At 58.9% G+C, this 13492-nt stretch carries 11 protein-coding genes; 4 read left to right on the forward strand and 7 right to left on the reverse strand.

The genetic code is table 11. From position 1 onward, the window contains the following. Window positions 1-35: 35 nt before the first annotated feature. Complete coding sequence (locus K3754_RS09950) at window positions 36-488, forward strand: GNAT family N-acetyltransferase (protein ID WP_259936913.1); 453 nt, start codon at window positions 36-38, stop codon at window positions 486-488. Beyond that, a complete protein-coding gene (locus K3754_RS09955) occupies window positions 485-1741 on the forward strand; it encodes a sodium:proton antiporter (RefSeq protein ID WP_259936914.1) in 1257 nt (418 codons plus the stop codon). The genes K3754_RS09950 and K3754_RS09955 overlap by 4 nt, the downstream gene beginning before the upstream one ends. Before the next feature lie 94 nt (window positions 1742-1835). Here the strand turns inward: K3754_RS09955 and pgi are convergent, their stop codons facing one another. Genes pgi through zwf form a run of 3 tightly spaced genes read right to left on the reverse strand, consistent with a single transcriptional unit; the run spans window position 1836 to window position 5562 of the window. Beyond that, on the reverse strand, window positions 1836-3428 hold the full coding sequence (pgi, locus tag K3754_RS09960; protein ID WP_259936915.1) for a glucose-6-phosphate isomerase: 1593 nt from the start codon (window positions 3426-3428) through the stop codon (window positions 1836-1838). Continuing rightward, the gene (gene pgl / locus K3754_RS09965; RefSeq protein ID WP_259936917.1) at window positions 3425-4096 is read right to left on the reverse strand and encodes a 6-phosphogluconolactonase; all 672 of its coding nucleotides are present in this window, start codon (window positions 4094-4096) and stop codon (window positions 3425-3427) included. The genes pgi and pgl overlap by 4 nt, the downstream gene beginning before the upstream one ends. Beyond that, window positions 4093-5562, reverse strand: a complete 1470-nt coding sequence (zwf, locus tag K3754_RS09970; RefSeq protein ID WP_203211197.1) for a glucose-6-phosphate dehydrogenase — start codon at window positions 5560-5562, stop codon at window positions 4093-4095. The genes pgl and zwf overlap by 4 nt, the downstream gene beginning before the upstream one ends. Before the next feature lie 171 nt (window positions 5563-5733). Between zwf and K3754_RS09975 the strand changes: the two genes are divergently transcribed. After that, a complete protein-coding gene (locus tag K3754_RS09975) occupies window positions 5734-6681 on the forward strand; it encodes a radical SAM protein (RefSeq protein WP_259936918.1) in 948 nt (315 codons plus the stop codon). Between the two features lie 30 nt (window positions 6682-6711). Here the strand turns inward: K3754_RS09975 and K3754_RS09980 are convergent, their stop codons facing one another. Then, window positions 6712-7776 carry a DUF2855 family protein gene (locus K3754_RS09980; protein ID WP_259936919.1) on the reverse strand — a complete coding sequence of 355 codons (1065 nt, stop codon included), beginning with the start codon at window positions 7774-7776 and terminating at the stop codon, window positions 6712-6714. Between the two features lie 87 nt (window positions 7777-7863). Continuing rightward, window positions 7864-8133, reverse strand: coding sequence for an usg protein (locus tag K3754_RS09985; protein WP_037907216.1), 270 nt, complete (start codon window positions 8131-8133; stop codon window positions 7864-7866). A gap of 190 nt (window positions 8134-8323) precedes the next feature. On the opposite strand from K3754_RS09985, the gene gyrA reads away from it, so the two are divergent. Then, on the forward strand, window positions 8324-11083 hold the full coding sequence (gene gyrA, locus K3754_RS09990; RefSeq protein ID WP_259936923.1) for a DNA gyrase subunit A: 2760 nt from the start codon (window positions 8324-8326) through the stop codon (window positions 11081-11083). A gap of 2 nt (window positions 11084-11085) precedes the next feature. Here the strand turns inward: gyrA and K3754_RS09995 are convergent, their stop codons facing one another. Then, window positions 11086-11928 carry an oxaloacetate decarboxylase gene (locus K3754_RS09995; RefSeq protein WP_259936925.1) on the reverse strand — a complete coding sequence of 281 codons (843 nt, stop codon included), beginning with the start codon at window positions 11926-11928 and terminating at the stop codon, window positions 11086-11088. Window positions 11929-12006: 78 nt separating this feature from the next. Continuing rightward, entirely contained in the window at window positions 12007-13491 is a 1485-nt protein-coding gene (locus K3754_RS10000) for a carboxypeptidase M32 (RefSeq protein ID WP_259936927.1), read from the reverse strand. Between the last annotated feature and the right edge of the window lies 1 nt (window position 13492).

Consider the following 13492-nt stretch of genomic DNA (forward strand, 5'->3'; position numbering starts at 1 on the left):
AAACCCCTGCCCCCACTGCAACCAAAGGAAATGCCATGAGTGTAACCATTCGCCCCGTAACCGCCCAAGACCGCGCTGATTGGGATCGCCTTTATGTCGGATATGCGAAATTCTATAAGGTGGAGCAAACCGCAGAGATGCGCGATCGCGTGTTCGGCTGGCTGATGGATGATGCCCATGAGGTGAACGGACTGCTGGCAGTGGATCAGCAGGGCGCGGCCATCGGACTGACCCATTATCGCCCCTTCGCCAGCCCTTTGAGCGCCGCTGTGAAGTGTTTTCTGGATGATTTGTTCGTGGATCCGGCCGCACGCGGCAGCGGTGCGGCGCAGGCCTTGATCAAAGGCGTAGGCGAGATCGCGCAGCAAAACGGCTGGACCGTGGTGCGCTGGATCACCGCAGATGACAATTACCGCGGGCGCGGCGTTTATGATCAACTGGCGACGCGCACCATGTGGATCACCTATGACATGGCCACGGGGGCATGAATGTCCTGCAAGTCACCTCGTTGTTGATTGTTCTGGCGGGGTGTTTCGGGGCGATCAATTACCTCTATCTCAAACTGCCTGCGGCGATCGGGATTTTGGTGGTCTCTCTTTTGGCGTCCTTTGGATTGCTGGGCCTTGATCTGATTTGGCCCGCCCTTGGCATCGCGGACACTGTGCGCGGCTTTGTCACCGGCATCGACTTTTCCGAAGCGCTGCTGGAGGGGATGCTGGGCCTGCTGCTGTTTGCCGGGGCGCTGCATGTGAAGCTGAGCGATCTGCGCCGCGAATGGGTGACGGTGTTTTTGATGGCGACACTGGGTGTGGCGCTGTCCACCTTGGTGGTGGGCTTTGCCTTTTCATGGCTGACCGGCATGCCGATCCTGATTGCGCTGGTCTTTGGATCACTGATCTCTCCCACTGATCCTGTGGCGGTCCTTGGGGTGCTGCGTGAGGCGGATCTGCCCAAGACGCTGGAGACCAAGATCGCCGGAGAAAGCCTGTTTAATGATGGGGTTGGCTATGTTGTGTTCCTGGTGCTGGTGGGGCTGGCCTTTCCATCAGGCGCACACCACGGCAGTGACGGCAGCCCCCTGAACGCGGCGGTCTTGCTGTTTGTGCAGGAGGCCTTTGGCGGCGCGGTGCTGGGACTTGTGCTGGGCTGGATCACCTTTCGGGTGATGCGGCGGATTGATGATTACTCGCTTGAGGTGCTGCTGACGCTTGGGCTGGCCTTTGGCGGCTATGAGCTGGCTGTGGCGCTGCATGTCTCGGCGCCGATTATGGCAGTGTGTGCCGGTTTGCTGATCGGTGATGTCGGCGCGGCACGGGGCATGTCCGAGGAAACCCGTCGGTATGTTGATGCCTTCTGGAAGCTGATCGACGAGATCTTGAACGCGGTTCTGTTCCTTTTGATCGGCTTCGAGGTTTTTGCCATCGCTTTTTCCGGCGATATGTTGCTGACCGGCGTGGTCACGATCTTTATCGCGCTTTTGGCGCGTCTGGCTGCTGTGGCCGTGCCGATCAGTATGTTGAAGCCGTTTCGCACGTTCAGTCAGGGCGTGACCCCGATCATGACCTGGGGTGGCCTGAAAGGCGGGATATCAGTGGCGCTGGCCCTGTCCCTGCCGGATGGGGAATGGAAGCCGCTGATCCTGACCTGCACCTATATCGTGGTGGTGTTTTCCATTATTGTGCAGGGGCTTACGGTGGGCAAGCTGGCCAATCGCGTCGGTCGCGCCCCGGATCTGATGTAGCCAAAGGCGCGGCTGCGCCGCATTTGATCTGTTCGGGAATGAGGGGCGCTGCCCCTCAAACACCCCGGAGGTTTTTCCGGCCAAATGAAGAAGGTTAACTGCGCCGGTTGAGGATATAATCCAGCAGCGCGGCGGTTGATCCGTCTTTGCCGGTCGCGGGCGCGCTGCCTTCGACAAGCGGTTGCAGCGAGGTGGCCAGTTCCTTGCCCAGTTCAACGCCCCATTGGTCAAAGGAGTTGATGCCGAGGATCACCCCCTCGACAAAGACGCGGTGTTCATAAAGCGCGATAATCTGGCCAAGGATGAAGGGGTCAAGCCGGTCATAGACCAGCGTTGTGGAGGGGCGATTTCCCGGAAAGACGCGGTGGCGGGCCTGGCGTTCCAGCTCATCCCCTTCATGGCCTTTGGCCTGCATCAATTTGCGCGCCTCCGTCAGGGACCGGCCGCGCATCAGCGCTTCGGATTGGGCAAGGCAATTGGCGATCAGCAGTTGATGGTGGTGGGCCAGATCCGGCTCATGCCCATTGGCGGCGACCATGAATTCGCAAGGAATGACGCGGGTGCCTTGGTGGATCAGCTGGTAAAAGGCGTGTTGGCCATTGGTGCCTGCCGCGCCCCAAACCACGGGGCCACTGTGGCGCAGGGGATCCGAGCCGTCGAGCAAGGTAGATTTGCCGTTTGATTCCATCTCAAGCTGTTGCAGGTAGCTGGGCAGCAATGCTAGTCGTTGATCATAAGGCAGCACGGCGCGGGTTGCATAGCCGCAGATCTGGTTGTGCCAAATGCCGACCAGCGCCAGCATGATCGGCATGTTTTCCAACGGTTCTGCCGCCCGGAAGTGCCGGTCCATCGCCTGTGCACCGCGCAGGAAACTGTCAAACGCTTTGGGACCAATGGCGATCATCAGTGAAAGCCCGATCGGCCCCCAGACGGAATAACGCCCGCCGACCCAGTCCTCAAAACCGAAGACCTGTTTGGGGTCGATACCAAAGGCGTTGGTTTTTTCTTCTGCCGTGCTGAGCGCGGCGAACTGGGTTTTGGGATCGCCGCCATGATCCTGCATCCAGGCCCGTGCGGTGCGGGCGTTGGTCATGGTTTCAATCGTGGTGAAGGTTTTGGAGGCGACAATCACCAGCGTGGTTTTGGCGTCGAGCCCCGCCAGCGTATCGGCGATATGGGCGGCATCGACGTTTGAAACAAAGTGGCAGCGCGGGCCATCGTGATAGGGTTTGAGCGCGGCCGTGGCCATCGCGGGACCAAGGTCAGAACCGCCAATGCCGATATTGACAACATCGGTGATGTCGCTGCTGCGGATCTCATCTGCGAAGGCGCGCATCCGGGCCAAAGTGGCATGGATGCCCGGCATCACATCCTGCCCCTCCACATAGACCGGCCCACCATCCAGATTGCGCAGGGCGGTGTGCAATACGGCACGGTTTTCGGTGCTGTTGATCGCTGCGCCGCTAAACATTGCGTCCCGTTTGCCCGGCACATCCGCGGCTTCGGTCAGGGCGATCAGATCGGCGCGGGTGTCCGCATCGATGTTGGTCTTTGCATAATCAAACCGCATGTGTTCGGTTTGCACGGCGTAATGTGCGGCGCGGCCTTCCTCTTCGAAGAGCGCCAGAAGCGGGCGATCCCTGGTGGCGTCAAAGCGGCTTTTCAGGCGGGTCCAATTGTCCATCATGCGGCCCAATGTACAGTTGCGTTGCCCAGAACTGCGGCAATGGGCGCGTCTTTCGGGGCGAGATGCTGTGCCTTTTCCAGTGCGTTGCGCTTGAGGGCGCCAAAGATCACCACATGCGTGGACAAGGCCCCTTTGAGCGCATGGGCCGGCAGGGTCACGCGGTCAATGTCCTGATCGGGCGGCGATATCGGGCAGAGCAAGGGGGCGTGGCCATCCAAAGCGGCCTCAAGCCCCGGTGCGCCGGGAAACAGCGATGCGGTGTGCATGTCATCGCCCATCCCCAGCACCAGAACCGAAAGCGGCATATGAGGCGTCAGCGTCTCCGCCACTTCCGGACAGGCGTCTGCCGCCGTTTGACCCGCGCGGTAGAACGGCAGGAAGGTCGCGGCAGCGGCAGGACCGGTCAACAGCCGGTCGCGCACCAGCCGTGTGTTGGACAGATCGTGATCTTCGGGCACCCAGCGTTCATCAGTGAGCATCACATTGACCTTTTCCCAGCCCAGATCGGTGCCGCTGAGAATGTCAAAGATCGGCCCCGGTGTGGTGCCGCCGGGCACGGCAAAAGACACGCTGGCATGGGTGAAAAGCGCATTTTCGATTTCGCCTGCCAGTTCGTCCGCAACCCGCATGGTCAAAAGCTCACGGTCTGGATATTCGATAAATTTCATGGTGTTACCTTTCGCCATTCACGTCCGTCGCGGCGCATCATCTCGGTTGAATCGGTGGGCCCGTCGGACCCGATGTCATAGGGTTTCGGAACGTCGTTGCGGGCCTCCCAGCCTTCGATGATCGGATCGGTCCAGGCCCAGGCGGCCTCGACCTCATCGCCGCGCATGAACAGGGTCTGGTTGCCCCGGATCACATCCGTAATCAGCCGTTCATAGGCATCTACGTGGTCAGAGCCATCGACGCCCAGGGTTTCGGCAAAGGTCATATCCAGCGGCACGTCGATCAAACGCATGCCGCCCGGCCCCGGTTCCTTGATTGTCACACCCAGCGTGATGCCTTCGTTCGGTTGCAGGCGGATGGACAATACATTGCGGTGGCGTCCGGCGTCTTCGGCAAAGATCGAATGCGGGGTGTCCTTGAAAATCACTGTGATCTCGGAGGATCGTGCCGCCATGCGTTTGCCAGTGCGCAGATAGAACGGCGTGCCGGCCCACCGCCAATTGCTGATGTGGGTTTTCAGCGCGATAAAGCTTTCGGTGCGGCTGCGCGGATGATCGACCGCCTCGCGATAGCTGGGCATCTCGGCCTCATTGCCGGGCATGGCATCATATTGGCCCCGCGCAATGTGGTGCGGCAGCACCGGATCGAGGGAACGGATCACTTTGAGCTTTTCGTCACGCACCGCGTCCGGGTCAAACCGCGCGGGCGGCTCCATCGCGATCAGGCAGAGCAGTTGCATCAGGTGGTTTTGCACCATATCGCGCATCGCACCGGCCTTGTCGTAATATTCGCCGCGCCCACCAACGCCGACGGTTTCGGCCACGGTGATTTGCACATGATCGACGTATTGAGCGTTCCACAAAGGTTCAAACAGCATGTTGCCAAAGCGCACAGCCATCAGGTTTTGCACGGTCTCTTTGCCCAGATAGTGATCAATCCGGTAGATCTGCTTTTCGTCAAAATAACGGGCCAGCGTCGCATTCAATGCCTTGGCAGAGGCCAGATCGTGCCCGAAGGGTTTTTCAACTACAATCCGGCTGTCCTCATCGGCCATCCCCCAGTGTTGCAGCCGTTCGGCCAGATCGCCAAACAAGGCCGGAGAAACTGAGAAATAGAAGGCTTCCACCCTGCCCTTGCCGACCATCAGTTCGGCCAGCTCGGCCCATCCGGTCTCGCCACGGGCATCGATGGCAAGGTATTGGATCATATCAAGAAAACCGCTGAGCGTGCCTTCATCGCAAGCAATGTCACGGCCAAATTCTGCAAGCGCTTCGCGGACCATCTGGCGATAGCCGTCACTGTCCAGTTCGGTACGGGCGGCGCCGACAATACGGGCATCGCCGGGGACCTGACCGGCACAGAAACGGCGGAACAGTCCCGGCAAGATTTTGCGCCGCGCCAGATCACCGGTGCCGCCAAAAATCACGAGATCAAAGGGATCCACGGGAATCACTCTCGAAACCATCGCTGTGACCTTTCTTGTTCCAAACGTACCTGCACCAGGAATGTTATCGCTAACATGCATATTCTACGCGGCATCACAAGGTTGTGCATCACCTCATGCTAGGACTTTCGCGCACTGCCGCTATACCTTAGCAGATAATGGACATCACAACCCATCGCACAAGGACCAAACATGAAAGATCTTGCCGGGGCAAATCTCGACAAATTCAAAGATCCCGCTGTCACGGCCAAGGGCGAGGCGCGTGCGAGGGTGGCGCTGACCCATCCTGAGACGCTTTGGTTCAACACCGGCACCCTGTGCAATATCGAATGTGTGAACTGTTATATTGCCTCCAGCCCCAGCAATGATGCGTTGGTCTATATCTCGGCGGACGAGGTGCGTGACTATCTGGACCAGATCAAAGCCCGCGACTGGCCGGTGCGCGAAATCGCCTTTACCGGTGGTGAGCCGTTTATGAACCCCCAAATGATCGAGATGACCGAGGCCGCGCTGGCGGCGGGTTATGAGGTTTTGATTCTGACCAATGCGATGCGTCCGATGATGCGCAAGACCATGCAGGCTGGTTTGTTGCGGCTGAACAAGACCTATCCGGGCAAGCTGACCTTGCGAATCTCCGTCGATCACTACCGCGCGGATCTGCATGACGCAGAGCGCGGTGAAGGGGCGTTTGACAAGACGTTGACCGGCATGAAATGGCTGCGCGACAACGGGTTCCAGATGGCGGTTGCGGGCCGTTCGGTCTTTGCCGACAGCGATGAAGACAGCCGCGCGGGCTATGGCCGGTTCTTTGCCGAGCATGGATTTAAGATCGACGCGCAAGACCCTGCCAAAACAGTACTTTTCCCCGAGATGGACGAAAGTGTGGAAGTGCCTGAAATCACCACGGCCTGCTGGGGCATTTTGGACAAATCGCCCGACGCGGTGATGTGTTCGTCCTCGCGCATGGTGGTCAAACGCAAGGGTGCTGCGGCCCCGGCAGTTCTGGCCTGTACCCTGTTGCCCTATGATCCCGAATTCGAGCTGGGCACGACCTTGCAAGAGGCAGAGCGCGACGTGGCGCTGAACCACCCGCATTGTGCAAAGTTCTGCGTGTTGGGCGGGGCAAGCTGTTCGGCCTGAGGGCATTGCGCCCTGCCCCACCCTTGCCGTTCACAGCCGGATGATATGGCCATCGCGGGGATTGGCACTGCCATCCGCGAGCGATTTGTAAACCGGATCCGAGGCGGCGATGCCGTCATGCACCACCACGTTCATCCAGCCCGATGCATCCGCCGCGATGCGTTTCCAAGCCTGCGTGATCTGCTGTTCAATCTTGCCGGGCCCCCAATCCTCACGGCGTTTGGCGACTTGCGCGGGGGCGAAGAAAAACACCGGCTTTGGCCCGGCAAGCTCTTGCTTTTGCTCAAACTTGTCCCAATGGCTGAGGCCCACGGCGGCGGAATGGCGCAGTTGATCGGCCAGATGGCTGTGCAGCGCTGCCTTGACCTCAGTGTTGCCCGCCATATCCACATAAACCGAAGGCACCTGCACCAGATCGCCCACTTCATCATAGCTGAGTACTTGATCACAGGCGCCCAAACCTTCGACAAAGGCGCGATTGCGCTCTGACGTGAGGCCGACAATCTTGTAAGGGCGCTGTTCCGGCTCAGCGAGGTATTTGCACAGGCCCAGCCCGGTCTTTGAGGACGCGCTGCCGATGATGATCTGTTCTGCGCCAAACCAATCGTTGTCCAGCAGCCAGTCAAACAGCAGATAGGAGGTTGCCAACAGCGGCTGTAGAATCGCCCGCAGGTGGTCTTGCTCTGCCGTGCCGCCATGGACAGGCACATATTGGTTGTAGATCAGCGGCAAATCCTTGCGGTGCGGCGCGGCGTCCAGAATGCTGCCATGGGCGTCGGCCTTGGGGGTGATCACCAGTTCCTCCGCCATGGGGTAATAGCCATAGAGCCGGGTGCCAACCGCCAGATCATCGCTGGTGCTTTCGGTCACTTCGGCCACGCCCCAAACCGGCACCAAACCCTGACCGTCTTGGCCCGTCGGGAAGAACTTCCAATACCCGATGGCAAAGCCGGAGGCGGCATAGGTCACATTGTTGGCCGTCAGGGCAAAGCTTTCCAGCTTGAGCCGCGCCTGACCATCAGACAGTGGCGCAGGGTCCACGGCTTCCAGCTTTGTCTGCGTGATATTACGGTGGTCCACCAGAAGTCTGTGCATGTCGGCCCTCAAGTTGCTGTTTGTCACAGCCTAGGGCAGCCGCTTTCGCTGTCGCCAGCGATTTTTCCGCGACGTTGCGTGAGAAAATCAATGCAGGGTGAATTCACCCACCTGATTTTGCCATTCACCGGGGCCGATCAGCTTGCGATGGGTAAACCGCAGGGAGTGCAGCTTGCCCTCGATCTCCGATTGCCAAAACTCGACAAATCCAAACAGTTTCTCGTGATCTGGCGCCAGATCGTAATCCTGCCAGATGTAACTGTTCAGCACATGGGTGTAATCGGGCATCCGGTAAAAGATCTCAGCAGTGGTTAATCCATAGCCCTTGAGCATCAATTCGGTTTCGCTCGGGGTCATTTTTCCCTCCTCTTTGGCCTGTTGCCGGACCAGTTTGACCGGAACGAATTACTTTTCAATGAAAACAGTGTGTTGGCACTCAAAGTGGGATGCTGCCAGTGCGTTTGGGCCACAGGCATTGCACCTGATCTTCCGCTTCTGCTATAAATCACCGCAAGATATAGAGCGCCCCAACAGCTGAGCAGTGAACGTGAGCGATACGCCAGAAACCCCTGAAAACGAAGACGAAAATACGCCACAGCGCCCCGTTTATGACGGCCCGTCTGTGACCATCGAAGAAGAGATGCGCAATTCGTATCTCGACTATGCGATGAGCGTGATCGTCAGCCGTGCGATTCCCGACCTGCGGGATGGTCTGAAACCTGTGCACCGGCGCATCCTTTATGCCATGCACGAGACCAACAACACCCACGACAAACCCTACCGCAAGTCCTCGCGGCCGGTGGCCGAGGCGATGGGTAAATACCACCCGCATGGCGACAGCGCGATCTATGATGCGCTGGTCCGGATGGCGCAGGATTTCTCGATGTCACTGGTGCTTCTGGATGGTCAGGGCAACTTTGGCTCCATGGATGGGGACAAGGCAGCCGCCTACCGTTATACCGAAGTGCGGATGGAAAAAGCCGCGCAATATCTGTTGGAGGATATCGACCGCGACACTGTCGATTTCCAGGACAACTATGACGGCAAGGATAAGGAACCCACGGTTCTGCCCGCCCGCTTCCCCAATATGCTGGTCAATGGCGCTGGCGGTATTGCGGTTGGTATGGCCACCAATATTCCACCCCACAACCTTGGTGAAGTGATCGATGCCACGCTGGCCTTGATTGAAGAGCCTGACCTGACCTCCGAGCAATTGATCGATTACGTGCCCGGTCCCGACTTTCCCACGGGCGGTATCCTCCTGGGCCGCTCCGGTGCGCGCAAAGCCTATCTAGAAGGGCGCGGCAGTGTCATCATCCGGGCCAAAACCCGTGTGGAAGAGATCCGCAAGGACCGCTGGGCCATTATCATCGAAGAGATCCCCTATCAGGTGAACAAATCGGTGATGATCGAGAAAATCGCCGAGCAGGTACGCGAGAAAAAGATCGAAGGCATCGCCCATGTGCAGGACGAATCCGACCGCAACGGCGTGCGGGTTGTGGTCGAGCTGAAGCGTGACGCCACAGCCGAAGTGGTGATGAACCAGCTGTACCGCTTTACCCCGATGCAGACCTATTTCGGTTGCAATATGCTGGCACTCAATGGCGGCCGGCCAGAGACCCTGACACTGCGCAGGTTCCTGACATCCTTCATTGATTTCCGCGAAGATGTTGTTGCACGGCGCACCGCGTATCTGCTGCGAAAGGCGCGTGAGCGGTCACATGTGTTGTGTGGTCTGGCCGTGGCTGTGACCAACATTGACGAGGTGGTACAGACCATCCGGTCTTCTGCCGATGCCGCAGAGGCGCGTGAAAAACTGATGACGCGCCGTTGGCCTGCCGCCAGCATTCTGGACTATATCAAGCTGATCGACGATCCGACCCATACGGCCAACGAAGACGGCACCTATAACCTGTCCGAGACCCAGGCCCGCGCCATTCTGGAGCTGCGGTTGCAGCGTTTGACCCAGATCGGCGTCAAGGAAGTCACCGACGAGTTGGAAGAGCTGGCCTCCAAGATCAAGGAATACCTCGAGATTCTCGGCAGCCGCGAGCGGATCATGGGCATCATCGCCGATGAGCTGCGCGAAGTGCGTGATCTCTTTGCCGTGCCGCGCCGCACCGAGATTGTCGATTGGTCCGGCGATATGGACGACGAAGACCTGATTGCGCGTGAGGACATGGTCGTGACCGTTACATCGGGCGGCTATATCAAACGGACCCCTCTGATCGATTTCCGCAGCCAACGGCGCGGCGGAAAAGGTGTATCGGGGATGCAAACCAAAGAAGAGGATGTTGTCACCACCCTCTTTGTGGCCAACACCCATACGCAGCTGTTGTTCTTCACCACCGATGGCATGGTTTACAAGCTCAAGACATGGCGTTTGCCGCAGGGCGGACGTACCTCCAAGGGCAAGGCGATTGTGAATATCCTGCCGATCCCAGTGGGCGTTTCCATTGCCGCGATCATGCCGGTCGACCGCGATGAGAAGGAATGGGACGATCTGCAGGTGGTCTTTGCGACCTCCGCAGGCACGGTCCGCCGCAACAAGTTGTCTGATTTCACAAATGTGAAGTCGAACGGCAAGATCGCAATGAAATTCGAGGACGAACACGCCGAGACCACGCTGATCAACGCGCGGATTGCCTCCAATGATGACGATGTGATGCTGACCACCAATTCGGGCCGCGCGATCCGGTTCCCGGCGACCGATGTGCGGGTGTTCAACAGCCGCGCCTCGGTCGGGGTGCGCGGGATCAAGCTCAGCGGATCTGACAAAGTGGTCTCGATGTCGATCATCCGTCACTTTGATGCGGGGGCAGATGAACGTGCCGCCTATCTGAAAATGCGCCGTGCGGTTGCGGGCTTGGCGGATGATGTTGATGTGTCCGATGAGGACGCGGTCGATGCCAATGCCACCATCAGCCAGGAACGCTATGCGGAAATGTCCGCTCATGAAAACCTGATCCTGACCATCACCGCCAAAGGGTCTGGCAAGCTCAGCTCAAGCCATGATTACCCGGTGCGCGGGCGCGGCGGTATGGGTGTGACAGCCATGGACAAGGCGATGCGCGGCGGTGACATTGTTGCCTCCTTCCCGGTTGAAATGGACGATCAGATCATGCTGGCCACCTCCAAGGGGCAGTCAATCCGCGTGCCTGTTGAGGGCATTTCTTTCCGGTCGCGCTCTGCGGGCGGGGTCAAAGTCTTTGACACCGGCAAGGGCGAGGAAGTTGTCAGCGTCGCATGGATTGCCGATCAGGGCGACGAAGACGCCGAAGACGGCTCTGGCGGTGAAGAGGCGTAATTCTAAGACCGATCAGATTTCTTGGACTGATCCATCAAAGCGGCCATTTCTCCATCGGGGATGGCCGCTTTTGCGTAGGTAAAGGTGCCCTTGGTCATCACTTCCTCGGCGGCGCGGCGCAATGCGCCCAAAGCGGCACGGGCAAATGACCCACCCACCGAGATCCGGCTGACACCGGCAGCGGAAAGCTGCTCAACGGTATAGGCCGGTCCTGATAGCCCCATCACCACGTTCACCGGCTTATCCACCTCGGCACAAACTGTTTTTATTGCGTCTAGATCGGGCAATCCGGGCGCGTAAAGCACATCTGCACCTGCCTCCGAATAGGCCTGTAAACGCTTGATCGTGTCAGCCAGATCCGGGCATCCGGAGATAAAGTTTTCGGCCCGTCCGGTCAGCAGGAAACCCCGGTCCTTTGCCGTTTCCGCCGCCGCCCTGATCCGGTCTGCGGCAAGGTCTATAGGCAAAACAGGCGCGTCCGGATCGCCCGTTGCATCCTCGATCGAGCCGCCCACCAGCCCGATGTCTATTGCCAATGCGATGGTTTCGGCACAAGTCGCAGGATCTCGGCCAAACCCATCCTCCAGATCGGCCGAAACCGGCAGGTCCGTGGCGTCCACTATGGCCTTCGCATTGATCATGATTTCATCGCGGGTCAGACTTGAGAAGCTGTCCCGCTTGCCAGCGGCAAAGGCATAGCCCGCGCTGGTGGTGGCAAGCGCGTCGAACCCCGCATGGGTCAGCAGGCGCGCCGTGCCTGCGTCCCATGGGTTTGGCATGACAAAGGCCCGCCCCTGATGGTGCAGGCCTTTGAACCGTTTGTATTTTTCCGCTCTGTTGTCCATCTGATGTCTCCCGTTTTGTGAAGATTATCAGATTTGGAACAAAATGCGAACAAATGTTCGCGCTTCCCCTGTCGGGCCTTAGCCCAACCCGTAAAGGTCCGAGAATTTGGCTTTGAGGTAGCTGACCAAAGGTGCCTCGCTTGGCGCTTTTCCGCAGGCCCGTGTGATCACTTCTTTGGGTTCATAAAGACCGCCATGCACCTGCACATTATCGCGAAGCCAGCTTGTCGCGGCGGTGGTGTCACCCTTGGCAAGTTGATCATCCAGATCCGGCACGGCGCTGCGCATCGCTTCGTTCAAACAGCCGGCATAGACATTGCCAAGGCTGTAGGTGGGGAAATATCCGATGAGGCCAACCGACCAATGCACATCCTGCAAAACCCCGTTTGAGGCCTTGTCGACAGCAAAGCCAAAGTCGGCCTCAAAACGGTCATTCCAGGCCGCTTCAAGGTCCGGCACCTGCAGATCATGGCTCACCAGCGCCCGTTCCATGTCAAAGCGCATCAGCACATGCAGATTGTATTGCAGCTCGTCCGCTTCGGTGCGGATGAAGCCGTCAGAAACCCTGTTCACGATCTTGTAGAATGTTTCTTCATCCGCCACGCCAAAATCGCCAAAGGCGTCTTTCATCTGGCCGAAGATATACCCGGTAAATGCGCGGCTGCGGCCCAGCTGGTTTTCATAGATCCGGCTTTGGCTTTCATGCACCCCCATCGACACGCCGCGCCCCAGTGGGGTCAACAGGTAATCGCGGTTGATGTTTTGCTCATAGGCGCCATGACCAGTCTCGTGAATTGTTGAGTAAAAACAATTAAACGGATCGGTGTCATTGGTCCGCGTTGTGATCCGCACATCAAGGCCAGAGCCGGAGGCAAAGGGATGCACCGCCTTGTCAACGCGCCCATGGCTCATGTCGTAGCCAAAGCAGCGCGCAAGGTGGCGGGTCAGTTTCATCTGCGCGCCCTCGTCGAATGTGCCTTCCAGTTTCGGCGGCGCCTTGGCATCGCGTACTGCGCTGCGCAATTCGGTCAGTTCGGGGCGAAGTGCGCCAAACATCGCCTCAAGTTCCGCGCCCGTGGTGCCTTGTTCATAATCGGCCAGCATCGCGTCATAGACATCGGCATTGCCGCCAGAGGCCAGCGCCTGCCCTTCCTCGCGTTTCAGGGCGACGACCTCGGTCAGGGTTGGCACGAAAGCTTTGAAATCGTCGTTGGCGCGGGCTTCTGCCCAAGTGCCCTGCGCCTCCGATGTGACGCGGGCGATGCGGGCGGCCAATGCGGCGGGCACCTTGCTGGCTCGCTCATAACTCCGGCGGATGTGGCGCAGATTGGCGCGGCCGACGTCGTCCAGTCTGGTCTCGTCAATGGAGTCCAGCCAGTCCGCCATGCGCGGATCGGTGCGGCGGGCGTGCAGCACCCCTTCCATGGCTGCCATTTCCTCGCCCCTTTGGGGCGCTGCGCCGCGCGGCATCATGGTTTCCTGATCCCAGCCAAGGCGGCCTGCCACTTGCGACAGTGCCTCTGTGTCGCGCTGGAACGCCATCAATTCATCATAGGCAGACATG

Source organism: Sulfitobacter sp. M368 (genome assembly GCF_025141875.1).
In the GTDB taxonomy this organism is placed as follows: domain Bacteria; phylum Pseudomonadota; class Alphaproteobacteria; order Rhodobacterales; family Rhodobacteraceae; genus Sulfitobacter; species Sulfitobacter mediterraneus_A.